At 37.5% G+C, this 24,640-nt stretch carries 17 protein-coding genes and 2 pseudogenes; 7 read left to right on the forward strand and 12 right to left on the reverse strand.

What is annotated here, in order from left to right:
* Positions 1-283 precede the first annotated feature (283 nt).
* The 3 genes from TY21_RS03415 to TY21_RS11415 all read left to right on the forward strand — a co-directional run bounded on the left by TY21_RS03415 (position 284) and on the right by TY21_RS11415 (position 2,563).
* Complete coding sequence (locus TY21_RS03415) at positions 284-1,258, forward strand: tRNA-dihydrouridine synthase (protein WP_042238681.1); 975 nt, start codon at positions 284-286, stop codon at positions 1,256-1,258.
* 238 nt (positions 1,259-1,496) lie between these two features.
* Positions 1,497-1,973: a DUF4277 domain-containing protein gene (locus tag TY21_RS11410; RefSeq protein ID WP_042238678.1), complete on the forward strand. Its 477-nt coding sequence runs from the start codon at positions 1,497-1,499 to the stop codon at positions 1,971-1,973.
* Positions 1,937-2,563 carry an IS1634 family transposase gene (locus tag TY21_RS11415; RefSeq protein WP_079979976.1) on the forward strand — a complete coding sequence of 209 codons (627 nt, stop codon included), beginning with the start codon at positions 1,937-1,939 and terminating at the stop codon, positions 2,561-2,563. Before TY21_RS11410 ends, TY21_RS11415 begins: the two co-directional genes overlap by 37 nt.
* A 322-nt stretch (positions 2,564-2,885) precedes the next feature.
* Here TY21_RS11415 and TY21_RS03425 read toward each other — a convergent pair whose 3' ends face one another.
* The 3 genes from TY21_RS03425 to TY21_RS03435 all read right to left on the reverse strand — a co-directional run bounded on the left by TY21_RS03425 (position 2,886) and on the right by TY21_RS03435 (position 7,219).
* Positions 2,886-4,154 carry an NAD(P)/FAD-dependent oxidoreductase gene (locus tag TY21_RS03425; RefSeq protein ID WP_042242800.1) on the reverse strand — a complete coding sequence of 423 codons (1,269 nt, stop codon included), beginning with the start codon at positions 4,152-4,154 and terminating at the stop codon, positions 2,886-2,888.
* A 112-nt stretch (positions 4,155-4,266) separates the two neighbouring features.
* Positions 4,267-5,328: a cytochrome-c peroxidase gene (locus TY21_RS03430; protein WP_052354604.1), complete on the reverse strand. Its 1,062-nt coding sequence runs from the start codon at positions 5,326-5,328 to the stop codon at positions 4,267-4,269.
* 811 nt (positions 5,329-6,139) lie between these two features.
* Positions 6,140-7,219, reverse strand: a complete 1,080-nt coding sequence (locus TY21_RS03435; protein WP_079979977.1) for a class I fructose-bisphosphate aldolase — start codon at positions 7,217-7,219, stop codon at positions 6,140-6,142.
* A 229-nt stretch (positions 7,220-7,448) separates the two neighbouring features.
* Here TY21_RS03435 and TY21_RS03440 point away from each other — a divergent pair, with 229 nt between their 5' ends.
* Positions 7,449-9,164 (forward strand): hypothetical protein, encoded by a 1,716-nt coding sequence (locus TY21_RS03440; protein WP_042242804.1) that lies wholly within the window; start codon positions 7,449-7,451, stop codon positions 9,162-9,164.
* Positions 9,165-9,612: 448 nt separating this feature from the next.
* On the forward strand, positions 9,613-10,518 hold the full coding sequence (locus TY21_RS03445; RefSeq protein ID WP_042242806.1) for a DUF4116 domain-containing protein: 906 nt from the start codon (positions 9,613-9,615) through the stop codon (positions 10,516-10,518).
* A 983-nt stretch (positions 10,519-11,501) separates the two neighbouring features.
* Here the strand turns inward: TY21_RS03445 and TY21_RS03450 are convergent.
* The 6 genes and pseudogenes from TY21_RS03450 to TY21_RS11420 all read right to left on the reverse strand — a co-directional run.
* Positions 11,502-14,606, reverse strand: coding sequence for an efflux RND transporter permease subunit (locus TY21_RS03450; RefSeq protein ID WP_130589512.1), 3,105 nt, complete (start codon positions 14,604-14,606; stop codon positions 11,502-11,504).
* A 17-nt stretch (positions 14,607-14,623) separates the two neighbouring features.
* Entirely contained in the window at positions 14,624-15,436 is an 813-nt protein-coding gene (locus tag TY21_RS03455; RefSeq protein WP_042242815.1) for an efflux RND transporter periplasmic adaptor subunit, read from the reverse strand.
* 14 nt (positions 15,437-15,450) lie between these two features.
* Complete coding sequence (locus TY21_RS03460) at positions 15,451-16,704, reverse strand: TolC family protein (protein ID WP_042242818.1); 1,254 nt, start codon at positions 16,702-16,704, stop codon at positions 15,451-15,453.
* A gap of 259 nt (positions 16,705-16,963) precedes the next feature.
* A complete protein-coding gene (locus tag TY21_RS03465) occupies positions 16,964-17,941 on the reverse strand; it encodes a C39 family peptidase (protein WP_042242830.1) in 978 nt (325 codons plus the stop codon).
* Positions 17,942-18,223: 282 nt separating this feature from the next.
* On the reverse strand, positions 18,224-19,441 hold the full coding sequence (locus TY21_RS03470; protein ID WP_079979978.1) for a DEAD/DEAH box helicase: 1,218 nt from the start codon (positions 19,439-19,441) through the stop codon (positions 18,224-18,226).
* A gap of 423 nt (positions 19,442-19,864) precedes the next feature.
* Positions 19,865-20,174 (reverse strand): annotated as a pseudogene (locus tag TY21_RS11420) (transposase family protein); the annotation flags it as partial.
* A 199-nt stretch (positions 20,175-20,373) separates the two neighbouring features.
* Between TY21_RS11420 and TY21_RS03480 the strand changes: the two are divergent.
* Both TY21_RS03480 and TY21_RS03485 read left to right on the forward strand, forming a co-directional pair.
* On the forward strand, positions 20,374-21,183 hold the full coding sequence (locus TY21_RS03480; protein WP_130589513.1) for a DUF1670 domain-containing protein: 810 nt from the start codon (positions 20,374-20,376) through the stop codon (positions 21,181-21,183).
* Positions 21,180-22,037, forward strand: a complete 858-nt coding sequence (locus tag TY21_RS03485) for a DUF1670 domain-containing protein (RefSeq protein WP_130589514.1) — start codon at positions 21,180-21,182, stop codon at positions 22,035-22,037. Before TY21_RS03480 ends, TY21_RS03485 begins: the two co-directional genes overlap by 4 nt.
* A 55-nt stretch (positions 22,038-22,092) precedes the next feature.
* Here TY21_RS03485 and TY21_RS03490 read toward each other — a convergent pair.
* The 3 genes and pseudogenes from TY21_RS03490 to TY21_RS03500 form a co-directional block, all read right to left on the reverse strand.
* A pseudogene (locus TY21_RS03490) lies at positions 22,093-22,644 on the reverse strand (transposase family protein); the annotation flags it as partial.
* A gap of 285 nt (positions 22,645-22,929) precedes the next feature.
* The gene (locus tag TY21_RS03495; protein WP_042242142.1) at positions 22,930-24,012 is read right to left on the reverse strand and encodes a hypothetical protein; all 1,083 of its coding nucleotides are present in this window, start codon (positions 24,010-24,012) and stop codon (positions 22,930-22,932) included.
* 40 nt (positions 24,013-24,052) lie between these two features.
* Positions 24,053-24,586, reverse strand: a complete 534-nt coding sequence (locus TY21_RS03500) for a hypothetical protein (protein ID WP_042242140.1) — start codon at positions 24,584-24,586, stop codon at positions 24,053-24,055.
* Positions 24,587-24,640 lie beyond the last annotated feature (54 nt).

Below are 24,640 nucleotides of genomic sequence, written 5' to 3' on the forward strand. Positions count from 1 at the left end.
CTTTCTTGTAAATTCTCTAGAAATTTTACTACCCAATGGACATTCTCTATCTATACTTTTTAACTATAGGCAGCAGGTTTATTTGCGGAAGATTATGTGGATCATTTTTCTTGTCTTTGGCCTTGTTCCTTGAAAATAGGTTACAGTCACTCGTTTGCTGCCTAGAAAAATTATTAAATATAAAAAAATCTTACTAACTATAGATAAATAAACCTAACGCTTAAGCTTTAATATCTAAAAAATATAGACTTGGTAATTAAGTAAGCTAAAGGCATCAACCATCATGGATTTACTTTCAAAAGACGCCTTTGGGTGTCCTTATCTTTTTCTTGCTCCCATGGAAGGAGTAGGAGATCGCTGCTTTCGTAAAGCGATGGCGACCATGGGAGGATTCGATGAGGGTGTTACCGAATTTATTCGGGTGCCGAGCAATGCTCATGCGCCCAGCTTAGCTAGAGTTTATGACCCTCATGAAATTTCTCCTATTCCTTTAGCAGCTCAATTGATGGGGTCGGAACCTAACTTAATGGCAGAAATGGCCCTAGAAATAGCTCGCAGGGGAGCGCCTCGCATAGATTTAAACTGTGGGTGCCCTTCTAATAAAGTGACAGGCAGAGGTGCAGGTTCAAGTCTCTTAAAAGAACCTCGGCATCTTTATGAAGTGGCAAGGGCTTTAGTAAAAGCTGTAAAGGTTCCTGTGACGGTTAAAATGCGTTCAGGATATGAAGACACTTCTCTTTTTAAAGAAAATTTACTTGCCGCGCAAGAAAGTGGGGCATGTTTTATTACTCTACATCCCCGAACTAAAGTAGAGGGATATGGACCTCCTGCACGCTGGGATTTGATCGCTGAAGCTAAGTCTATTTTGAAAATCCCTGTGGTGGGCAATGGAGATATTTTGTGTGTAGAAGATGCTGTGCGTATGTTGAAAGCAACCCACTGTGATGCCCTCATGGTTGGACGGGGAAGCGTAATTAACCCATTTATCTTTCATCAGATACGTGCTTATTTTTCAGGGAAGGCTTTTATACCCATCTGGGATTCTTTAGATACTTATCTTAGAACCTACTTGTCAGAGATACCTTTAACAAGTCCCGTTCGCAATAAAATTAATAAGATGAAACAATTACTAAGTTTTCTCTATAAAGCCAACCCGCAGTTATTAAGCTATCGCCAACAAATGTTAACTTCGCAATTTAACCATTTAGATGCTTTTATGGAGGATGCTATGCATCATCTTAGAAACTTTTATATATAAAACTACCCCTTCTTCCACCGAAATTGCCTAAATTTTTATTTGATAATCGAAGGTTTTATTATTTAATTTTCTTTTAACAAGTTCGACTCACGAAGTTTAGCCTATACCCTTTTTGCCTAAAAAAATGGGCCTGCTAGTTTCTATCTTACATTCCTCAGCAAGAAAAATAATTAGGAGTTTTGAAGGTTAATCGAGTAAGATGTTTTCTTTAAGGGATTAAACTAAACGACTAAAAGTTATGCAGATAGATACGCAAAACGTCGATCATTTAGGATTAGTAGCTGGAATGTGTAAGGAGATAGGGTTAGTTGACATTATTGACCAAGCAGTAGGTAACCAGGCGAAGAATAAGCATCTAACCTATGGGCAAGCTGTTAAATGCGTGATTTTAAACGGATTGAGATTTGTAAGTCGGACGCTTTACATGTATTCTGAGTACTTTGAAGACAAACCCATCGATCATTTGCTAGGTACGTCAGTCATTCCAGAGCAAATTGATGATAATGTTTTAGGCAGAGCGCTTGACAAGTTATTTGAATTGGGAGTGACCGAGCTTTTTACTAAGATAGCTCTGCATACGATCAAAGTGCTTGGTATCCAAGTAAAAAGTTTACATTTGGATGCGACAAGTTTGCATGTAGATGGAAACTATGAGAGCCTATTAGAACAAGGAGAAGCGTGTATTCGTCTGGTGCAAGGCTACAACAGATTTTAGAACCTCAAGTTTTAGCAACTCAAAAGCATGCTACGTCTGGTCGACCAAAAGCTGGGCAAGCACCTTCTATACTTAGCTATCGCCTAGAAGGTACAGTAGCTTGCTCTTTGCTTAACAAAGCAGAGTTAGAGAGGAGCAAAGGGTTTTTCATCTTAGCAACTAATGACATGGACGTAACTACTTTTCCTGCTCAAGAGTTATTGAAAACATATAAGGCACAGCAAAGTGTAGAAAGAGGATTTAGATTTTTGAAAAGCCCCGATTTCCTTGTCTCTTCTTTCTTTTTAAAAAAGCCAGAAAGGATAGAAGCTCTTTTAATGGTAATGACTCTATGCCTTTTGGTCTATTCTGCGCTTGAATATAAAATCCGAGAAAAATTGCGAGAAAATGGTGAGAACTTCTTAAATCAGCTTAAGAAACCTACACAAAAGCCAACCACACGCTGGGTGTTTTTCTGTTTCCTAGGCCTACATATGGTCTTTATTGACCATAAAAAATTGCAAATTACCAACCTGAAAGAACGCCATAGAATTATTCTTAGATGCTTAGGGCCTCCTTACCAAAAATTCTATTATTCTGAAATGTGGTGAGAAATCACGGTTCTATAGCAAGCTGGCATTGATATATGACATTTTGCTTGTTAGCGTTAATAAACTATTAGGGAAAAAAAAGCTCTCTAGCCTTTAAAAAGTTTTTTCACTCAATCTACTTTAGATAAACACTTCAAAAAGTTAGGTGCCTAATATGCACAAATGCTTATCAAGCAAGGGTAAAACAATTGGCTAGGATAGCCTTTTTAGTGGCTTAAAGCCTTAAGTGAACGCGTACGACCATTTATTCTCTCAAAGATAAATGTGTGCCTATTGGCTAAGGTAGTATTGCTTGAAAAGCTAAAAAAATTTAAAGGTTTGATCAACGAAGGGGTTCATCTTTATCAGTTAGGGGACGAGTAATAAGCCGTATGCAACGCTGATTACGACAATATAAATAAAACCAGTTGAGCATAACCACTACTCGGTTGGCAAAGCTGATAAGGAAATGGATATGGATAAAACACCATGCTAGCCAGGCAATAAAGCCTGAGATTTTTAATTTTCCTATGACCGCTACGGCTTTTGCTTTTCCAATTGTTGCCATCATTCCTTTGTCAAAGTATTTGAAAGGTTTTCTTTGTTTGCCACAAATATTCTTTCTTATAAGCTTAGCCACGTAATGGCTTTGTTGGATGGCCACGGGAGCTATACCCGGCAAAGGAAGACCTGCCCTGTCTAAGAGAAGAGCAGCATCGCCAATTACAAATATCTCTGGATAACCAGGGACAGATAAATCATTGTTGACATGTATTCGTCCGGAATGATCTTGCATGACTTCCAATGTATCTAATAAAGGAGAAGTTTGGTTACCGGCCGCCCAAATGACATTACGACTGTCGATAAATTTATCTCCTATTCTTACTCCTTCAGAAGTTATTTCTGTTACCCTGGTTTTTAAAATTATTTCCACTCCCAGCTTTCTTAAATCTATAGCTGCTTTTTCGGCTAAATCTTTAGGAAAGCTAGATAGTATTTGTTCAGAGCCTTCAATCAAATAAACACGTGCGTGCTCAGGGTTAATATGACGAAAATTATGGATTAAAGAGGTATGAGCAATTTCAGCAATCGCGCCTGCCATTTCTACTCCTGTAGGACCTGCACCCACAATGACGAATTGTAAAAATTTTAAGGTTTCCTCAGGTTTGGTGCATCTTTCGGCTCTTTCAAAACTTAAAAGAATACGTTCTCTAATTCTTATGGCGTCCTGCAATGTTTTTAAACCAGGGGCAAATACTTCCCATTCTGCATGTCCAAAATAGGTATGCTGAGAGCCTGGAGCAAGGATTAAATAATCATAATTATAAGTTTCCCCATTCTCTGCTATTACTACCTTTTTTTCTTTATCTACGGCGGTAATGTTGGCTAAAAGAACTGTTACGTTCTCTTGTTTAGAGAAGATGGTACGAATAGGTGAAGCAATATTAGCTGGCGATAGTGCAGCGCTGGCCACTTGATATAAAAGTGGTTGGAAAAGGTGATGATTAGTTTTATCAAGTAGTAAGATGTCTACTGCTGCTTTTTTTAAAGCTTTAGCAGCATTAAGGCCACCAAATCCTCCTCCCACAATTACAACTTTTGGCTTGCTCATGTTTATAACCTTTTTAATCATTTTTTATTATTAGAGGGACGAATAAATCAACTAAATTCCTCTAATATTTTTATCCTACTGAGCCTCTTAAAGTAGACCCATAGAAACACTACTATTCAGGAAAAGTCGAAGGCGATTGAATGTGCTGCCAACCTTCACCATCGAGGGCTTTTAAGAAACTAAGAAGAGCTTTTTTTTCTTCTTCTTTAAGATGTAAGGGCTTCATCAAAGGGTGCAGGTTAGGATTAGGCGTGCCTCCTTTATCATAATACTCAATCACTTCCTCTAGAGTCTTAAGGCTTCCATCGTGCATATAAGGATGATTGCTAACTATTTCTCTGAGGATAGGTACTTTAAAAGCTCCCCAATCTTTATCTCTTTTTGTTATTTCATAGCGTCCTAAGTCTGGCTTAGAAGAAGCCATCCCTATCCCAATGTTAGCAAAATCTCCGCTGCTAAAATTAACTCCATGATGACAATCAATACATCCTTTTGATAAAAACACTTGATAACCATTCACTTGCTCAGCGTTCATGGCTGATTTGTCACCTTTAATGTAGCGATCATAAGGAGAATTTCCAGATAAAAGGGTACGTTCAAATGTAGAAAGAGCTTTGGCAATATCATCTATTGTACACTCTTCATTGTAAAATACTTCTTTAAAGAGAAGGCGATAGCCTGCAATGTTTTTTACACGTTCTTGGCATTGCCAATGGGCCTCATGAGGGTTATCGGCTAAAGTCATCTCTTTAGGATTGGCAATAGGCCCTTTACTTTGTTCTTCAAGAGTTTTAGCTCTACCGTCCCAAAATAGTAAAGGTTGATAGGCGGAATTGATAATAGTCATCGAGTGGCGGCTACCGTATCGTCCTTTAATTCCTATGGATACAGGTCTGCGGTCTGAAAAACCTTCAGAGGGCGCATGACAGCTTGCACAAGAAACAGTTCCATCTGATGAGAGCCTAGTATCAAAATATAAAAGCCGTCCTAACTCTGCTTTTTTTGCATGATAAGGGTTATCTTTAGGCCAAGGAATTTCAGGTAATCCATAAGGAAGGATAAGTTTTTGAGGCTCGGCCAGGAAATTCATTTTTGATGCATCGCTGACATTCACTTCACTCCATGCTACACCCATCAAAAAAAAAGCTATCCATGCTATCTGCGCAAGCTTCATATCTTCTACCTTCTATCTATAAGACTGCATTTTGCATTTTACAGCTCAATTGTGCAAGATTAAATATTTAAGCTATTTATTTATAAAATCTTAGTGGTTATAAAAGTAAATAAATTAAATTGAAAAGCTGCCTAAATAGGCTTTAAATTTTATATTTTAACTTTAAATTCTTTTGCTCTTTGAAGGTAATCTACTAATAATTTTTATTAGGCTATAGCTCTTCTTGCTAATGAACTTAAAGCATCGAGTGTCCATAAAGCTCGATAAAAATCTAACTCTTAAGCTATCTAGAAAAATGCGGTCTTTTAAGCTTTTGGCTAGCTTTTTGCGCATCATCGATTTAAAAAAACTAGATTTCAAAGAAATGAGGAGACGACTAAAGAGATCATCAAATTTTTAAAGCTAGGCATAGCTTTTTTACCGGATTAAATTTTATAATAGAGGCTTTTTTTGCCCCTTAAAAGCTCTTTATTTATCATGTAGGTTTACTTAAAGAGCAGATAAAAAAATCTAAAAAAAAAATCAGAAATTTATGAGCAAGTTAGGCATACTAATCTACTTGCCTATCAGAATATGTTGGAGAAGTCCATGCATAAGAAACAATAGACTCTCCATTAATAAGCAGTGTTCATTGAAAGCCAAATCGCTAAAAAATTTTTCGCAGCGCAAATTCGGCTTTATTAGATCCTTTCCTAATCCTTTTTAGTGCCTATCTCCTTAAAATTTATGAGGGTGCAAACTGTTGAATATCTTTTTATCTTTTAACCTTTTCGATAACTTAAATTTTTCCTGATCTCTTTTAAACTCTTTGCTAGGCAATAGTAATAGCTTTGTTTAGATATACATCTTGTATGGCATGGAAGATTTTTACGCCTTCGTCAAGAGGGCATTGAAAAGTTTTACGTCCACTGATTAGGCCCATCCCTCCAGCTCTTTTGTTAATCACAGCTGTACGAACTGCTTCTTCCAAGTTTTTTTGCCCTAAAGAAGCTCCTCCTGAATTGATAAGCCCCACACGGCCGCTATAGCCATTTAATACTTGATAACGGCAAAGATCGATAGGGTGATCAGTACAAAGGTTTGTGTACATAGCTTCAGCATATTTGCCGTAACTGCCTTTCTTATCTTTATTTAGAGCTTTATAGCCCCCATTATTAAGAGGTAATTTTTGTTTTACAATGTCTGCTCCAATGGTTGCTCCCAGATGATTGGCCTGGCCTGTGAGGTCAGCACTCTCATGGTAATCTATGCCATCGACTTTAAAAGCTGGGTTACGTAAATAACACCAAAGAATGGTAGCCATGCCTAATTCATGCGCCTGTGAAAAAGCCTCACTAATTTCCTTAATCTGACGATTACTTTCTGTTGCACCAAAATAAATGGTGGCACCTACGGCCATTGCTCCCATATTCCAAGCTTGCTTAACATTTCCGAAAAGAATTTGGTCATAACGGTTAGGATAGCTAAGAAGCTCATTATGATTAATTTTTGCTATAAAAGGAAGTCGATGTGCATATTTTCGTGCGACAAGTCCTAATGTTTCTAAGGTTGAAGCTACCGCATTACAGCCACTTTCTAAAGCTAATTTCATAATATTTTGCGGATCAAAATAGATAGGGTTAGGAGCAAAAGTAGCACCTGCTGAATGTTCGATACCCTGATCAACAGGAAGGATGGAAAGATATCCTGTTCCTCCCAAGCGCCCATGATTAAAGAGCGCTTGAAGGCTGGCAAGTACACGTACGGGACGATCGCTAACACCATGAATTTTACTTAACCACTCTGGCCCGGGCAAATGAAGTGCCTCTTTGGAAACTTTTTTACATTGGTAGTGGAGTAAAGAATCAGCTTCAGCTCCAAGAAATCTTTCAATATCAGCTATTTCAAGCACAGCAAACCTCGCAAGTATTAGTTATAAAATTCATCCTAAATAATCAGACAAAAATATGCCAGTAAACTTCCTTCAAATAATAAAAAAATGAGATCGGAAGCTTTTTACCAGGCTTTTTTAGTTAAGCTTCTTCCTGGTTAATAGAATTATTAAGGAATGGCATGATTATTGCATAGTTATTAAAAAAGTTTATTTACAAGATGATTAAGTTAGCATTTAGGAGGAGAATATGAATATCTTCAACAAAGAAAGATCCCCTACCCATGATAATTGGCAGACCAATCGTCTTTATAATCAACAAGAGGTTCAGAAAAGCTCCTCTTCTAATCCTCAAGCAATTCCCGGCCTTTCTCTTGCCCATCCTCAAGTGATAGTAAAAACTAGCCAGCTGCAAAAGAATATAGAAGTACCATCCAAAGCTACGGATCAAAGAAGTTTTAGTAACACGGCAGTAATCCGAACAACAGTATCAGAACAAACCCCTAATCGTGAAAAGCTTAGAGAAGTTCTTAATCGAACTAATCTTTCTATCAGTACCGAAGATAAAGACAAGCATCCAAAAATTTTAGCTGATTTAAAGACAGCGGTCGATGAGCATCGTCAAGAAATCAAAAAAGGAGGAATTCTAAGACAGATTCAACACCTTTTTAGTAAAACTTTTGGATTTTCTGTAACCGTAAAAGCTGAGCAAGCGTATGAAAATTTTTTTAATAGCCTGAGTGCAAAAGATCAAGAATACACCCAAGATATTTATTTTAAAAAAATAGGAACAAATGATGATAACGGCTCGCAAGGGCTAAAAGTATCCGCAGGTAAGTCACGGGTGATGTATCATGAGAGTACAGTTCCTGCTAATGAATATAAGATTAAAGGCTCCCCAACTGAACAAATTTTTAGAAACATGGACAGAGGCGCAGCAGGGCAGCTGAATGGAAAAAATTATGGGATAGTTTGTGATGGCTCCTCCTCAGGGGAATATGTAATGAAAGCAGCTCAAGCCTTCACAAAAAGCATGGAAACATTCATAAGAAAGGGCAGCCTTAATAAAAACCTTGAGCCAACTGTATTAGAAGAGCTAACAAAAGAAGTTTTTGTAAACGCCTCAAAATCTGTCAAGGTAGATGATAACACTTATGCAAAGGCAGCTACAGCTGTATTTGCAACTTTTGCGAATATTGCTGATCGTAGTGATGTTTATCTAGTCAATGGAGGGGCTATTGGGGACACAATAGCCGTTAGTGTTAATCGTGCTCAAGGCACCGCAAAGCAGCTTAACACCATCACTAAACAAAATCCTATGGATCATGCAGATTCGGGAGGGGCCCTTCAAGTAGGGGAAATGCAAAAAAGTGATTTGGAGAAAATTTCAACTTTTTCGGCAGAAGTAAATCGCGATGATATCGTTATCTTAGCTAGTGACGGCCTTGCGGATAATATTTATGCAGGAAATCTAGAAGGACTTTCTTCTGAAGAGGGAGCAGCAGAGGTAAAAAAACAACTAGAATTGATTCTCCCTCTCATTATCTTTAGTTCGAAATTTGATTTATCCCTAGAAGAGCTAAAAAGAGAGGGGCAGCCCTGGTTAGATAAAGATCCTCCTACTTTGCCAACAGCAGAGGACTTGAAAAGATTTACAAAAGATGAGGTGATAGACACCTCTGTCGATAACGAAAAAATTGCCCAGCGTCTAAATAATTATATTAAATTTATCACAGATCCTCAGCATCAAGTTGTTACACAAGCGAGAGATTTACAGCAGCAGATGATAGAAATTCATCATAAGATAAACAGGTCTCCAGAGGAAGAAAACGCTAATGATTTGAAAGCCCAGCTAAAAGAAATAGAGGAAAAATTGGAAGTTGTAAAGCAGCAAATTAAGGATCCTAAAAACGTAGCAAAAACAGACGATAGTCTGCTGATCATACTATCTCCTACAGGGGAATAGGAATAAAATATCCTTAGAAGAGAAAGGTAGGTGGTAAAGTTTGCGGCTCTGGGGAGGTTTGTGTGGTGAAAATTTATTATAAGAATAAGAATCTATTATACATAATAAGAACTTTTGATTCGCAGTGAGGAAGGGCAGATGCTAGACGAAGTGCCGCTTATGCACCCAATTATTTGAGAGGATTACTAGGCAAGGTGTTTATCAAATATTCTCATCAAAACATCCTGCCCCGAAGAAAAGAATCATTATCCTAGCTAAAAAAACTATTAATTAGTATAATTTATTTTAATATCTTACCTAATACATTTAATTAATCAACCAATTAAAGTTTAGTTTTTAAACAAGCTTATTTATTTGATAGGTTGATAGGTCAATCAATTAGGGAAACATGTTCTAGTTTTTTTGAGAAAATCATACTCTTTATAAAAGAATACACACCGAGAATACCATGGTAATAAATTTTCTATCTAAAGCATGCCTATTTATTGATCATAAGGCTGATTACATACCTATCGCCAGTACGGTGGTTAATTTAGTCAACATCTTCCAAAAAGTAATTGTCTTACCTTTAAAGGAAAAAGAAAATCTTTCTAGAAACCCTTATTATACTCACCTCAAACAAAAAACTTTTAAGCGTTGCGCGATTTTGTTGATTCCGGTGTTGGGAAATATACTCGTTGGGATTTGGAATTTTGCTCCTAGTAAAGAGGATGATAAAGACGCTCTGTGCGCTGCAATTCGGTCTGTTCAGCATAATGGTATGGCCCTTAAATATGCTAGTCCAGAGCTTCGAAACGTTAAGCAAGTTGTTCTTGCTGCTGTTCAGCAAAACGGTAAGGCCCTTAAATATGCTAGTCCAAAGCTTCGAAACGTTAAGCAAGTTGTTCTTTCCGCTGTTCAGCAAGACGGTAAGGCCCTTAAATATGCTAGTCCAAAGCTTCGAGACGTTAAGCAAGTCGTTCTTGCCGCTGTTCAGAAATGTAGCTGGGCGCTTGAATATGCTGGCGAAGATCTTCGAAATGATAGAAAATTCTTTCTTGCGGTTGTTCGGCAACACGGTAATGATCTTAGGCACGCTAGCGAAAAGCTGAGGAACGACAAGGAAATCGTCCTTGCGGCTGTTCAGGAATGGGGCTGGGCGCTTAGGCACGCTAGCGAAAAGCTGAGGAACGACAAGGAAATCGTCCTTGCGGCTGTCCAGCAAGACGGTTCAGCGCTTGAATATGCTAGCGAAGAGCTTCGAAATGATAGGGAAGTTGTCATTACGGCTGTTAAGCAATACGGCCTAGCGCTTAAGTACGCTAGCGAAAAGCTGAGGAACGACCCGGAAGTCCTTCGCTGTCTAGCAGGATAGCCGGGCACTTAGGCATTCTAGCCAACAGCTTCAAAAGGATTTAAAACCTAGGGATTAGGTAAAAGCAAATAAATTTATGGTAATATTCTTTAAAAGCTTAGTTCTCTCTAAGGTAAGATCTAGAAAGTCTGGATGAAAAAAAATTGATTGATGCCATAGATTTGACGTTATATGATGTAAAATCCATTCCTTCTTTTAAGAAAAAGGTAACAATGACAATGAAAAGGACTACTGGTAAAACTTTGCTGAGTTACCAGAAGGAATTAATTTAAAGAAAGCATAAAATCTAACTTAGCAGATATTAGACCCTCAAAGAGGTAAGCGATGCGTCTCTCCTTTTATGGCATTTATTTTTTGATTATACTTTTTGGAGAGGTAGTAGGAGGCAACATTACGGCTGCTATTGCTCATTTTATAGAAAGAAGATCATGTGGGCTTGCTGATTTAAGAGGACAAAAGGTAGTTGCGCTCTTTGATGATACCTTTCGGGAATTTTTTTGCTAGGGTCACTCCCTAGCCTTTTAAGGAATTAATTAATCGCTTGCCGTAAGGCTTACCCCAAGAGATGAAAAATAAGCTATGAGTTGTTAGCGGAAAGTGGCTGAAGAAAATCAGCTTGGAAACGGGGTTAATTGCTTTTTGGTTTTACAGACATAATTTCTTTAGAAGGTAGAATATATTGGACATGGTCATCTTTATATGTTCTAGCTACTCTTACGAAAAATTATTACAATCCCCTTCCTTTATTTTTGATCTCCCACGTTTAAAGCTTTTTTGTAAAATACTTTTAGCCATGTGACGATCTTTTTTTCAGCTATTTCATTATCCTCTAACTTGCGTTATTTTAGACAGTAATCCGCTGTGAGGTTTTTTTTAAGTATAAGCCAGCTTATCAATCTTTCTGCCGAGATAAGATAAGTAGAGTAAGTTAAATTTTATTTTCCTAAGCAGCATTACAGAAGCAAGTATACATAGATCCTTGTTTAAGAGCTTTTTGTTAAGCGAGCCTTAAGTTTACAAAGTTTCTTAAAAAGTTGGCTTGTCTTTCCAGGTAGCTCCTCGGCAATCAAATAAGCAATGGGCACAATAATCAGGGTGAGTAGCATAGAGGTTGAAAGGCCTCCGATAATAGCCATAGCCATAGGGGCTTGGGATTCAGAGCCAGGCCCATGGCCTAGGGCAATAGGTAGCATTCCAAAAATCATGGCTAATGTGGTCATTAGAATAGGACGTAGCCGGGTAGGACCTGCTAGCATTATAGCCTCTTTTCTATCCATTCCCTCTTGTGTTCTTAAGGTGTTGATGTAGTCAACAAGTAAAATGGCATTTTTTGTTACCAATCCTAGCAACATAATAATGCCTATAATTGTAAAAATGCTTAGTGTCATATCCGTTATGATCAGTATTCCTAAGGCTCCTATGATAGAGAAGGGAAGCGATAGCATAATAACTAAAGGTTGTACAAAACTCTCAAATTGAGAAGCGAGAACCATATAGATGATGACTACGGCCAGCAGTAAAGCAAAAATTAAATGCTGAAAAGATTCTTTCATCGATTCTGCAGCGCCTGAAAAACTTGTACGGTAACCTAGAGGCATTTTTATTTGGGATATAAAGCTATTTATTTCGTTAATAGCGTCGCCAAGAACTTTTTTTCCTTCTTGTAGATTACTGAAAACAGAAATAAATCTTGCGCGATTATAGCGATTAATCTGGACAGGTCCCTGCTTCTCTTTAATATTGACTAGGTTACTTAGTTTGATTAATTTTCCTTTATTATTTTTTACAGAAAGTTGGAAAATATCTTGGGGCTTGTTACGAAATTCTTCACTTAGTCGCAGGCTGATATTATAACGTTCTCCATTGCTACGGAATTTACTGACCTCTAAGCCGCCCACGAGAGCTTTAATTTCCTGGGCGATAAAGATAGGTAAGACCCCTAAAGCAGTTGCTTCATCTCGTTTAATAGAAATTTCGATCTCAGGTTTACCTTTTTCATAGGATGTGTCTACATCTACATAACCAGAAGTTTCTTCTAAATGATTTTTGATCTGATTAGCAATCTGGTCAATCTTTTCAAGGTTTGCACCCTTGATATCTAGTTGAATGGCAGCATTTCTTCGCCCACCGCCCCCTATTGCAGGAACTGGCTCTATACTTGTTATAATATGAGGTAAAGAAGATAATTTCTCACGAGCAAACTTCATCGCTTCTGCTTGACTTAAAGAGCGGCTTTCTTTATCGGTCATTTTGACATATACAGTGCCCTCATTTACTCTATTGAAACTATCGCTTCCTATAGTAGTGAAAGTATACTTAACCCAGGGTTGAGGAGAAATATCTTGAAGGATTTTTCGTATGGCCTCATCAGTCACAACTAATGAGGAACCTAAAGGAACTTTAACTTTGATAAAAAACTCGCTGCGATCTTCTAAAGGAATAAATTCAGAGCGAATGTATTTTCCTAAAAATAAAGTGCCTATAAGTAAGCTAATGGCTAGCAGGAGAGTGGTCTTGCTGTAGTTAAGAGCTTTTGATAAAAGTTTTGTGTAAACTCTATCCAAGCTATCGAGTATTCTTTCCATGCTTAATGCTAGCTTGCCTGTGGACATGTGTAAGGTAAGGAAACGAGAAGCAAGCATGGGGGTGAGTGTGAAGGCAACGAAAAGACTAATTAAAACAGCAAAGGTTACTGTGATACCGAACTGGTAGAAAAAGCGGCCAATAATACCTTTCATAAAGGCGACAGGCAAAAACACAGCGACGATAGACATTGTAATAGCAAAAGCAGCTAATCCAATCTCTTGAGTACCTATTGCTGCAGCTTCTTTAGCAGATTTACCCCTTTTTAAATGGCGATAGATGTTTTCCACGACTACGATAGCATCATCTATTAAAATTCCAATAGATAAAGACAGAGCTAGCATGGTCATATTGTTTAGTGTGAAGCCTACTATACGTAAAAGAATAAAAGTTAAAATAACGCTTATAGGAATTGCTAAAGCGCTAATCATTGTAATCTTTAAGTCTCCTAAGAATAAGAAAACGATGATGACCGCTAATAGGCCGCCAAACATTAGGTGAAAATTAATGTCTTTCATAGAATGTTCAATGAAGAGGGACAGATCTTGCGCAATCTCTATATTAATGCCTTGGGGCCTTAGCTCTTGCTGAATCTCTCCAATAGTTTTTTTAAGAGCTTGAGCTACATTCACTGTATTTGTGCCAGACTGCCTTGTAATAAGAAGAGCAATAGCTTGTTGATGATTTAATCTAGCTAAAGTTCTTGGCTCTTCCCACCCATCTTCAATATGTCCTATATCAGTCAGTGTCACAGGATAACCATGGCGGTAAGCGACAACAATATCCTTCAAATTTTTTATCTCTTCCCACTCAGCTTTTGTCTTAACGGCCAATTCGTGCGTAGAAGAAGATATACGCCCGCCTGGCAGCTCAATATGTTGGGCTTTAAGAGCAGTGGAAATATCTTGCACGGTGACAGAAAATCCTTCCATTTTATAAGGGTCTAAGGAGATCCAAATGGTACGTTCTTGTTTACCAATTAGTTTAATTTGGCCTACTCCTGAGACTTGTTGAAGTTTATCTTTTATGCTCTTATCTGCAAGGTAAGATAATTGCTGAATAGGTAAATCTCCAGAAATAAGGAGAGCCATAATAGGAGCTGAGTCAATATCAAATTTTCCTATCACTATCTCTTGAAGATCGCTTGGTAGCTCTTTTCTAATTGTCCCTAACTTAGCTTGTATTTCTTGATAGGCAATATCAATGTTTTTTTCTAAATCGAATTCTACCACTACTTGAGATATCCCTTCAGCGCTAGTCGAGCGAAGATGCTTAATAGAGTTAAGGGTAGCAACGGCTTCTTCGATAACCTCGGTAACTGTTTTTTCTATGCTTTCGGGGTCAGCACCAGGAAGAGATGAAATAATGGTGATGATAGGAAAGTCGATTTTAGGGTAAAGATCTACGCCAAGCTCTTTATAGGCAAGTAACCCAAAAATTGCTAAGCCAAAGGTAATCATAGAAATAAAAGTCGGTCGCTTGATCGATAGGTCAGACAAAATCACGGTTTGTGTTCCTCAAATTAAGGGTTATTAGCTACTTGACCTGCTTTAATGATTACTCGGGCAAGAGATCCGGGGCGAATTTTATAATCACTGTTATCAAGGATGGCTCGACACCGCAATGAGTGTGTAGTTTCATCTAGAGTTGGATAAAAAAGATCTATTTGAGCGTGATTGCAATCTAAATGGGTTCCATCAATTTCGAAGCTAAGAGGAGTACCCAATCTTAGGGTAGATGCATACACTTGTGGAATAGAAAATTCAAGATAAAGAGGATTCAAAGCTTGGATTTCAACCATGCTGGTGACAGGTTGCACGGTAATGTATTCCCCCATATCTACAAGTTTTTTTGTAATAATTCCCTCAAAAGGAGCCTTAATAGTAGTTTCTTCCCAATATAACTGAGCACGCTTTAAGTCTTCTTGAAATTGTTTTACATGAATAAGAGAATGATCGTATTTGCTTTTGGCTTCTTCATATTTTTTTAAAGGAATAGAAGGTAATTGTCCATCTGGCCTTTCCCATAGCTTTTGCATGCGGAGGAAATTTTTCTCGGCATCAGACAGCTCCACTCTAGCTCCTTCCAATGCCGCTGTTTTTAGCGCTAATTCTATCTCGTAATAATTTTTATCTAGTTGAACTAAAGGCTGGTTTTTTACTACTTTGTCTCCCACTTCGACTAAAACTTTTTCAACCCTTCCTGATACCTGGGCTCCCATTAAGCTTTTAGAAGAAGGCTGTATATGTCCTATTGCGCAAATTTCTTCTCCTTTTAATGAGCCTTGAATGATTAAGGTCATAAAAAGAAAATGAACAAATTTATTTCTCGTCATGTTTACTTCCTTGCTTATAAAAAATTGAGGCCGGCAGCATAAGCCAGATCGGCTTTAGCTTTATAATATTGGCAGAGCGTTTGATAATAATTATGGCGCGCGTGTAGCAGTTTTTCTTCGTCTATCATAAGATCTTCATTAGTGATAAGACCTTCAGCAAAGTGATTTTTTACCAGAGTCAGATTGTGTTCAGCAACCTGGATAGTTTTTAAAGCAAGAGGAATCTTCTGAATGGTATTTTCAACAGTAGAGAAAGCTGTACGTATATATAGCTCCATATCTTTTTCTGCGGCAATATATTGCTGTTCTAGTTCACACATCTCTTTTCTTAAGCGTCTAAGCTTTGCCCATGTGGACCCCCCATCGTAGAGAGATAATTGGATGCCTATGCCCGCATCTAGACCATGTCGATAGGGTAGAGCATAGTTATCAGAGGTACTATAATTCGTATAGCCATAAATTGAAGGGTAGAGCTTTCCTTTCTCGGCTGTAAGGGTAGAGCGAGCGGCTTTAATATCTGCTTGTAGGGCTTTTAAATGAGGGTGATTGCTTCGTGCTTCTTCTAATAGCTGGTTAAGATTTGCATGATAAGGTATTGGCTCAAGCAGATCTATAACTACAGTCTGCCGATCTAAAGGGTATCCAATTAAGCGATTTAGTTGGGTAGCTGCTATGGATACATTACTCTGAGCTTGCAATAAATCTTGCTGCCTGAGAGCTAATTCTAATTCTACTACTAAAATTTCATTTTCATGAATAAGACCTTGTTCTGCAAAATCTTTGCTGATTCGTAATTGGCCTTTTAAAGAGCGGATGGATTCTTTAATGATTAAGATAATTTTTTGTGCTTCTGCTAAAGTAAAATAAGCATGATTGGTAGCGTGTAGAATCTTTTGGCGAGCTGTAGTCATTTTAATAAAAGATGACTCTTCTCTACTTTTTTGGGCGTTAATTGTGTGGGTTGAATGCCCAAAGTTGTAAAGAGGAATAACAAGAGAAACACGAGCATTTTTCGTACGCTCTTGATGCCGCACCCGCTTCAAATTTCCCTTTGTAAGAAAGTCTATTTGTGCGGTCATCTGGGGAAGGTGTAGGCCGTAAACTTCACGCGTACGGTCTTGCTCAATTAGAGCTTTAAGCTCGGCAACCGTTATCATCTCGCTATAGTTTAGAGCTAGATCATAACAGTTTTCAAGTGTGAGAGTACCATATAAAAAAGAAGATGCTGCGAGTAAATAGCATACAAGTACCTTAAAGATAAGCATCATAATATTCCATGTAATTAGAAACGACCTTAAAATATTAGGAAATATTAGAAATAAACTTACATTATTCACAAGAAAAATAATTAAAAAAAGATGAGCAGACGAACGTGGGTGAGATTTTTCATGATAATGAGTGAATGATCTTCTAATACATCCATAAAAGATTAAGGACTTTATCGAGTTTACTTTTTCCTATGAGAAGGCTTACAGGGGTAGATGAGGGTATTTATTTTTAAAGGAAATGACTTATTAGATCGCTTGCTTATCTATAAAATAAATAAGCTATTCCTTTTCTTCTGTTCCAGGCTACTAGAAAATCTTTGAGACTATAACTTACAAGGGTGCTTTGATCAGTAGGAAAAGCCGGGTCCATGCATAGTACTTGCTGCTTTTCTGCTTCATACCCTTTGACAACAATTAAATGACCTGAGCTATAGGGGGAGGCACTACCCGTTAAAGGGCCTTTTATACTCACTACTACGGGAAAGCCTCTGCTAAGACTCTCCATAATTTGATCAAAATTATTTAGCCTGGCTACATAGCTATGCCATGAGGGGCCGAGAAGATTAGATGCCTCAGCAGTATTCAACAACCAATTTCCATAAATATCAAACGCTGAATCTTTAACATGATCGGCGAAAGTTAGAGCGGATAGATGGATACCAGGTGATAAATAATTAATCACAGCTGTTGTCGAGGTAGGAGAACAAAGTCTCATATGGCGTTCATCAGGTAATGTAACTTGAGACAATCCCTTAACATTTAAATTAATAGAATAATGTGGGGCTAAACCAAAACTAACCTTGTGCTCTTGAATATTAGTGAAGCTGGCATGCAGCGTATGCATGTTTTTCAGTAGAGAGCTTTCGCTACAGTCTACTCTAATTTTAAAGCCCGTAGCTTTTTTCCTACCTAATGGCTTAGCCACATCCTGATAGGTTTTACATGAAGAGTTTCTAGGATGACAGTTAAAAGTGTATTGATGGGAGGACCCCCAATAAGCATAGTTGAGCCAGGGAGACCATTTATTATCTGTTAATAAGCTAATCTTAATTAGATAATAGCCATGTTTAGGCCGTTGAGCGTCCCAGGACACGATGAGTTCATTACAGGGAGTAAGACCTGTTTGTTCCCATTCAATGCTTTTACCATGCAATTCTTTTTGATCAATCTCCTTATGGAGAGTTTGACTAGCTTGCAAAGGCAAAAACAGCAAACTTCCAATAAATAATAAAAGCATGGTAATCATAGAAAAACTAATGTTTTAAAAAAAATTAATAAATAATAAGTTTATACGACCTTAAAAAATTATTTGCAAGGGATTTGCAATCGTAGAGATTACTTTGTTTGAATAAAAAGGAGCATCGCAGCTTTAATGATAAGAAGTGTAGGCAAGAATTGCTTTTTAACCCTTAAGAGCTATAAAGCTTGGTTTGCTTAAATAGAAATTAAAGTAGATGAGGGGAAAAAGCTTTTTAAAAAAGAAAGGGTTACTCTAGGGAACCCTCGCTTTTGGCTTCTTTTAATAGCGCTGAGCACGCTTAAAATGAGGTTTAAAAGGCCTTTTTTGCTTAAAGGATGAAGAAGGCTTGCTAGGCTTTGATTTAGGCTCCATACCAGCTATCACTGAAGGGGTAATGGTATAGCCAGTAAATTGTTCAATTTGACGAACAAGACGCATGTCCTTAGAGGCTGCAAATGAAAGTGCAATACCTTTGGCCCCTGCTCTTCCTGTCCTTCCTATGCGATGAACATAATCTTCTGCATTTGTAGGAAGATCAAAATTAATGACATGGCTAATTGTTTGTACATCGATACCACGTGCTGCTACATCGGTAGCCACCAACACTCTTATCTCGCCATCACGTAAACGCATGATTGTCTTTGAACGCTGCCTTTGATTCATGTCTCCATGCAAGGCTGCAGCAGGGTGTCCATTCTCATACAGAATATCAACAAGTTGGTCTGCAAAACGCTTAGTTGCCGTAAAAATGATAGCCTGGTTAACGGATGGATCATTTAATAAGTGATCCAAAAGGCGACTTTTATGATGCATATCGTCTACGAAATGTAGTCTTTGCTCAATGTTTTCGTGTCGGGAATTTTCAGAAATCACGCTGATTTCTATAGGATTATTCATTAAACGATTGGAAAGATTTAATACATTTCCTTTAAGAGTAGCAGAGAAAAGAAGCGTTTGCCTTTGTTTAGGAATAGCTGCCGATATTTTTTCCACAGGTTCGATAAATCCCATATCAAGCATACGATCTGCTTCATCAAGCACAAGCATTTCTATACGATTAAAATTAATACGGCCACGGCTCATATGGTCAATAAGTCTTCCAGGCGTTGCCACTAAAATTTCAAAAGGACGTGAGAGCTCACGGTTTTGTAGAGGATAAGGAGCTCCTCCGTAAATGCATACTGTTTTTACTCTTGATAAATTTGCACTAAAACGCCTAGCTTCCTCGGCTACTTGCATTGCAAGTTCGCGCGTAGGAACTAAAATTAATATACGCGGTCCTTGCCCAGGAACAGCAGAGGGGGTGGTTAAGCGGTTTAGAGCAGGTAAAAGGAAAGCTGCGGTTTTACCGGTGCCTGTTTGTGCGGATGCGCGCAAGTCGTAGCCCGCTAATACTTTCGGGATAGCTTCTAATTGGATAGGGGTGGGAGTTGTAAGCCCTTCATTTTCAAGAGTTTTTAAAATCCCAGCATGTAAATTTAATTCGCTAAATGTCATGTACTTCAACTTTTGGTTAGGTTTAAACAGATATCGTAGCAGAAGCCTTAAATAATTGATATCTATTTTAACAAAATTTTTAGAAAATTCTTATCCGTTTTCGTTAATAGTATTTTTTTATTTTGGAATATATTTAAGCTGAAATTCAATTATTTGCAGCCGCTAGGAGATTAACGGTGAGGATAAAAGAGCCTAAGCCATCTAGGCATTGATAATCTAGTTAGCAATTGTTAAGCAGAATTATGAAAAAAATGAATGCAGTCTAGCGGAAGAAAACGGATAAAAAAGAATGATTTTAAAATTAAAGTCATTTTTAAATTTCGAAATTAATGACCCGAGAAGCTCGTTAGATAGGGTCATTAGCTGCATGATTGCCTACTCACAACGCTCCATCTGGCTCGAACGATTAAAGGCTAAATTACCCTAATTCTTCATTGGTACCTTAATAGACCTCTTTCGAAACTCCTCATTTAATTCCCAGTTATAGATTGCTGCAATTAAGTTGAAGCGAAGCGCAAATCTTTTACGTCTATTTCTATACCGATCGGCTATGATTTTAAATTGTTTTGAGAACGCCAATTACATTTTCATTAGCAACTCTTTCTCTTGATAAGCTTTGATTTGCTTTTTTGTCCTCGTTAATGAAAGGATTTTTCTTACCCTTTTTCTTAGGCATCTGTGTTTGGATATGCAGCTTTTTTAATCTTCGATAACCTGAATCAGTTAACACTTTTTCGATTAGGTCATCTGTCTTTTTTATAGATTTTTTTTTAAAACGGAAAATCTATTAAAAAAACTGGCGTTCACCTTTATAATGTTTAATTAAAGAAAAAACAAAAACATCCATAAAAAGGAACGCCATGAAAAATGTTACTATAAATTCTAGAGAAGATCAAGAAAGATGACTTCAAATCAAAAACATCCATCAGCAGATGAAAAATTTGGCTGTTCAAGGAACAGGAATTAGTCCTTGGGAAGCTCAAATTTTAGTAGGTCTGATTGAGGAAGTGTACTTTTCCGAACTTAACCAAAGCCATTTAAAACCAGGGCAAATTAAATATCATTGTGTAGCAGCTGAAGAAGGAGCTGGCAAATCTTTAAAAGAGTGCAAGATGTTACCTGTAGTTTTGACGTTGTTTGACCAACGAGACAAAGGAAATTTTTCCCAAGATAATAATAAAGATAGAAGTGTTGAGCTAAGAAGGAGAAGACTTGTGCGTATAGCTGAAGAAGCTAAAGAGCAAGGAGGATACTTAACGCAAGAGGACCTAGCAGAATTATTAATGTGCGATATAAGAACCATTCGAAGAGATATTAAAGAGCTTAGAACAATAGGCATCTTATTACCCACCCGAGGTCAACAAAAAGATATAGGCCCTGGTGTCAGCCATAGAGCTATTGCCATACGGCTTTGGCTGGAGGGCAAAGAGCCTGTGGCTATTGCCCAGCATATTAAGCATAGCATAGAAGCTGTGGAAAACTATCTACAGAAGTTTAAAAGAGTAGCCTTTCTTAAAAGCAAACATTTCAATGAGTTTGAAATAGCCTTAACGGTAGGAATTTCCATCTATGCTACCAAAACCTTTTCTCTGCTATATGAAGAGTTTAAAGATAAAGCCTTTTTTAAACAAAGATTGGAGGAAGTTCATATAGTTGGTGCCCAATATTATCACGCTCAAGATGAAAAAAAAAGAATGATGTCGTCGAACGACTCTATCAGGAACGAGCGGAGGCTGCCATGAAGAAAAACATCGATGCTAACCATGCTACATTTTGCCCTCAAGCATTTAAATGCTTTGAAGGTGCTTTGGAAGCATTTTTTTCTCATGAGTGCCCGCAGCTAGGAGGAACAAGGACAAGGCAAGTACTGGTTAAATCAATAGCGGATATGGTGCATCAATTTTATCCGCAGACCTCTCATATGCAGCCGGGACAAGTTACATGGCCGACAGTCCACCGCAACGAATTTTCATCTTATGGAAAATCTATTCAAAATACACGTTTAACAACGGTAATTTTAGATTTGGTAAGCTCGCAAGATGCTTTAGAAAGAGCCAAAGGGAAAAAATTAAGGGTTATAAAAAAAGAAGCTGTGGCGCGGATGTGTAAGCAAGCTTTTGATCAAGAAGGTTGCTTAACCCACGCAGAATTAGCTATTTTGTTAAAGATATCACCCCACAGCGTAGGCAAATATATTAAGGAGTGGGAATTAGAAAACCGTGAGGTTCTTCCCAGAAGAGGATCTATCCATGATATAGGCCCTACTTTAACTCACAAAACAATGATCATTGAAAAGCTCTTTATTGAGCAAAAGACTGTTCAGCAGGTGAGCAGAGAAACAAAACACTCTTTGCCGGCGATACAAAGGTATATATCCACTTTCAAGCAAATATTGCTATGCAAACAAAAAGGTATGTCTACAGAAGAAGCAGCTTTTTCGGTGGGTAGGACATTACGCTTAGTCAATGAATATGAAAAGATTATTGAACAATATAAGGAGAAAAATTATGTTATAGCCGCGTTATTGAAAAGTGAAATTGGAATTGAAACAAGAACCCAGATAACAATAAATGAAGGTGTTGATAAAAAATATTAATCAGAAAAAAGATTAGGTTAAATGCCAGTTAATGACAAGTGTCCTTATTTATTTATGGATGGATTTTAACTTGGGATTCTTTAAATAGCCTAAAATCATGCTTTTTGCCATTACCATAGGAAATGCAAATCACTTTCTTGCTTTTTTTATCGACTACAAGCTGCGTCTTTAGGGTGTGTTTTTTCTTTTTCCCTGAATAATAGAGCTTTTGTTTTTTTTAGGGCGCTCAATAGGCGTTTCTGTAGCATCATTTAAAATAACCTCATATTTCCGTATCGCTTTTCAACAGTTCTTTACGTCCCGGTAAAGCAAAATCTGGATGCTTGATTAACGTATCTTCAATCCATTTCACCGCTTTATAAGCTGAGCTTTCACTAACTCCATAGCTTTGGCTAATATGAAAATAGGTCCTATATTCGCGCATATATTCCAATGCCATCAACAACATGTCTTCTAGACTTAGTTTATATTTACGACCACCTTTAATCTTCTTGGCCTTATCGGCTTCCTGTAAAATTTGCACCATCTTATTAAAGGTGGTACGCTTGACCCCTGTCAATCGTCTAAATCGCTCATCATCTAATTTCTCTATCTTATCAAACTTCATGGTGCCTCCTTTAGATATTGAGTCACCATCTTACTAAAATTTGCATTTTATTACGGTTTCCAAAGAGGCCTACTGTAAAACATCTTACGTGAAAAAAGATGTTAGATAAGTTACAGCAGACAGAATTAATGGCTGTCAGGTAGCCTGTGCCTGTTAGGTTATGTAGCGCCTAGGATAAGAATCTTAACCAAACTCAGCTTATTTTTTTCCACACAAGAAATTCAATAAGCTGAGTTTTTGGAATATCGGTAAATATCGATGGTGTTAGATGGTGTCTAATTAAAGCTATTCATACTTTTTATGAAAAAGTATGATATAGTCTGCTTCACTTGCTAAATCGGGTGAGATGTGATATTTGTTAATAAGGTCTTCTGAAGTTCCTACTTCAAAATGAGAGTAGTTCCATTTGCCTAGCATTTCAGATAAATCGTGCTTGATATGGGCTAGAGTGTTTTCTTGCCATATTTTTTTATCTTCCAGAATCATTTCTTTACCATGCCTTTTTTCTTTCCCTAGTTTAAAGGAAAACACTGAAGATGCTTTTGTAGACACTGCTGTCATTAAATTGGATAAAGGTCGCCCAATTTGATGTGCCTCTTTCCTACTTTCTGTTGTGGTGCTAGATCCTTTAATTTGTTTTTTAGGAGAAGTAGTAAACGGTTTTTTGTCATGCGCTTCATCTTCTTTGGTTTTCTTCTTTTTCAAACCAATCAGCGTGCACATCGTATTTAACTCATGGCTATAAATGCGATCGAGTTTACGCCCCACACTTACTCCCTCGTAGCATTTATTAAGGAAGTATTTTTGAAACCAACTCGCTAAAGTCAATGTAGGGACTTGTGGTTCATAAAAATTGCCGTGGGGTAGTGAAGTGTAAACTTTTTCTTGCGGAATAGAACGAATTGTATTTATCATTTCCATATCTTTTCTTAAAAATATACTTTGGCCTAAAGGAATGGTGGAACGCATAGCCTGAAGAGCTTTCTTTATTTCTTCATAGCGCGTTTCAAAAATTGTAACAGAGGCTTGTTTATTGCGAAGAGCATTCAAGATGTTATTCATGTTTTCTACATTTTTTTCGGCTTCGGACATACATTGCGAATAGTCTAAGCTATTTTTCGTGTCATTCAAAATAGCTTTGGCAGCTTCAGCCCCCTTGCTAAATTCATTAACCTGTACTTCAAAAAACTCAGCCAATTCTTCACACGTTTTTTTTTGGCATTCTGAAACTGAGATAATTCCATTATTATCTAAAAACAGTTCCAGTTCTGATTGTATCTCCTCAGCTCTCATTATTTGAACTGGTTGGACTTGATAGCCTGTATAAGCATTTACTTGATAATCTGTATAAGCATTTATTGGATGCATAACTTTAACTCCTTTTAAAAATAGTAATTCTTCTAAACAACTAGAGCAAAATTATAGGAACAAAAGGGGCTATTGCCAAACTTAGTGCGAGGGTAGTTTGAGCTATTTGTCCGGCTTGTCTGGCTATGATGTAAAATCTTTGCTGCTTTAGAGTTAACTCACAGAAATTGCAATCATCTGAGATGATGAGAGTAATATTGTAGCATTCTTTATATGCTTTTTTAATTTCTTTTAATCCTCTCGCTTCTAGGTAGCTATTTCCAGCATGATTTCCCAAGATTTGACATGCTATTAAAGTTGTATTAAGAAGATTTCCCTCCTCAACATGTACGTTTAACATTCTTCCTAGAAAAACTTTTAAAGAACTCCATCCCACTGCTACGTGAGAGATCTTTAAGGAAATGTGCCGTGCTTGGATAGGTTCCTCCGTTAAAGGAAATCGATAGTTTATACTATTAACAGCAATGCTAGTATAAGTATTTTCAGGAAGGTTGCTACTGACCAAATCTGATACTTGGGTATTGGTTAGACCAGTAAGTGGTTGCCCCTGATTTAAATGATAGAGTGATGACATTTTCTACCTCTTTTTAACGGAAGTTCCACTTTTTTAGAAACAATCGGTAGCAAT

The sequence above is a fragment of the Neochlamydia sp. S13 genome (genome assembly GCF_000648235.2).
Lineage (GTDB): Bacteria > Chlamydiota > Chlamydiia > Chlamydiales > Parachlamydiaceae > Neochlamydia.

What these genes read in the sequence shown, in the direction of transcription:
- TY21_RS03480 (WP_130589513.1), top strand. Translation starts at nt 20,374, where the DNA reads ATGAAAAATTTGGCTGTTCAAGGAACAGGAATTAGTCCTTGGGAAGCT.
- TY21_RS03455 (WP_042242815.1), bottom strand. Translation starts at nt 15,436, where the DNA reads ATGACGAGAAATAAATTTGTTCATTTTCTTTTTATGACCTTAATCATT.
- TY21_RS03495 (WP_042242142.1), bottom strand. Translation starts at nt 24,012, where the DNA reads ATGCATCCAATAAATGCTTATACAGATTATCAAGTAAATGCTTATACA.
- TY21_RS03425 (WP_042242800.1), bottom strand. Translation starts at nt 4,154, where the DNA reads ATGAGCAAGCCAAAAGTTGTAATTGTGGGAGGAGGATTTGGTGGCCTT.
- TY21_RS03430 (WP_052354604.1), bottom strand. Translation starts at nt 5,328, where the DNA reads ATGAAGCTTGCGCAGATAGCATGGATAGCTTTTTTTTTGATGGGTGTA.
- TY21_RS03445 (WP_042242806.1), top strand. Translation starts at nt 9,613, where the DNA reads ATGGTAATAAATTTTCTATCTAAAGCATGCCTATTTATTGATCATAAG.
- TY21_RS11410 (WP_042238678.1), top strand. Translation starts at nt 1,497, where the DNA reads ATGCAGATAGATACGCAAAACGTCGATCATTTAGGATTAGTAGCTGGA.
- TY21_RS03465 (WP_042242830.1), bottom strand. Translation starts at nt 17,941, where the DNA reads ATGCTTTTATTATTTATTGGAAGTTTGCTGTTTTTGCCTTTGCAAGCT.
- TY21_RS03485 (WP_130589514.1), top strand. Translation starts at nt 21,180, where the DNA reads ATGAAGAAAAACATCGATGCTAACCATGCTACATTTTGCCCTCAAGCA.
- TY21_RS03440 (WP_042242804.1), top strand. Translation starts at nt 7,449, where the DNA reads ATGAATATCTTCAACAAAGAAAGATCCCCTACCCATGATAATTGGCAG.
- TY21_RS03500 (WP_042242140.1), bottom strand. Translation starts at nt 24,586, where the DNA reads ATGTCATCACTCTATCATTTAAATCAGGGGCAACCACTTACTGGTCTA.
- TY21_RS03460 (WP_042242818.1), bottom strand. Translation starts at nt 16,704, where the DNA reads ATGATGCTTATCTTTAAGGTACTTGTATGCTATTTACTCGCAGCATCT.
- TY21_RS03415 (WP_042238681.1), top strand. Translation starts at nt 284, where the DNA reads ATGGATTTACTTTCAAAAGACGCCTTTGGGTGTCCTTATCTTTTTCTT.
- TY21_RS03470 (WP_079979978.1), bottom strand. Translation starts at nt 19,441, where the DNA reads ATGACATTTAGCGAATTAAATTTACATGCTGGGATTTTAAAAACTCTT.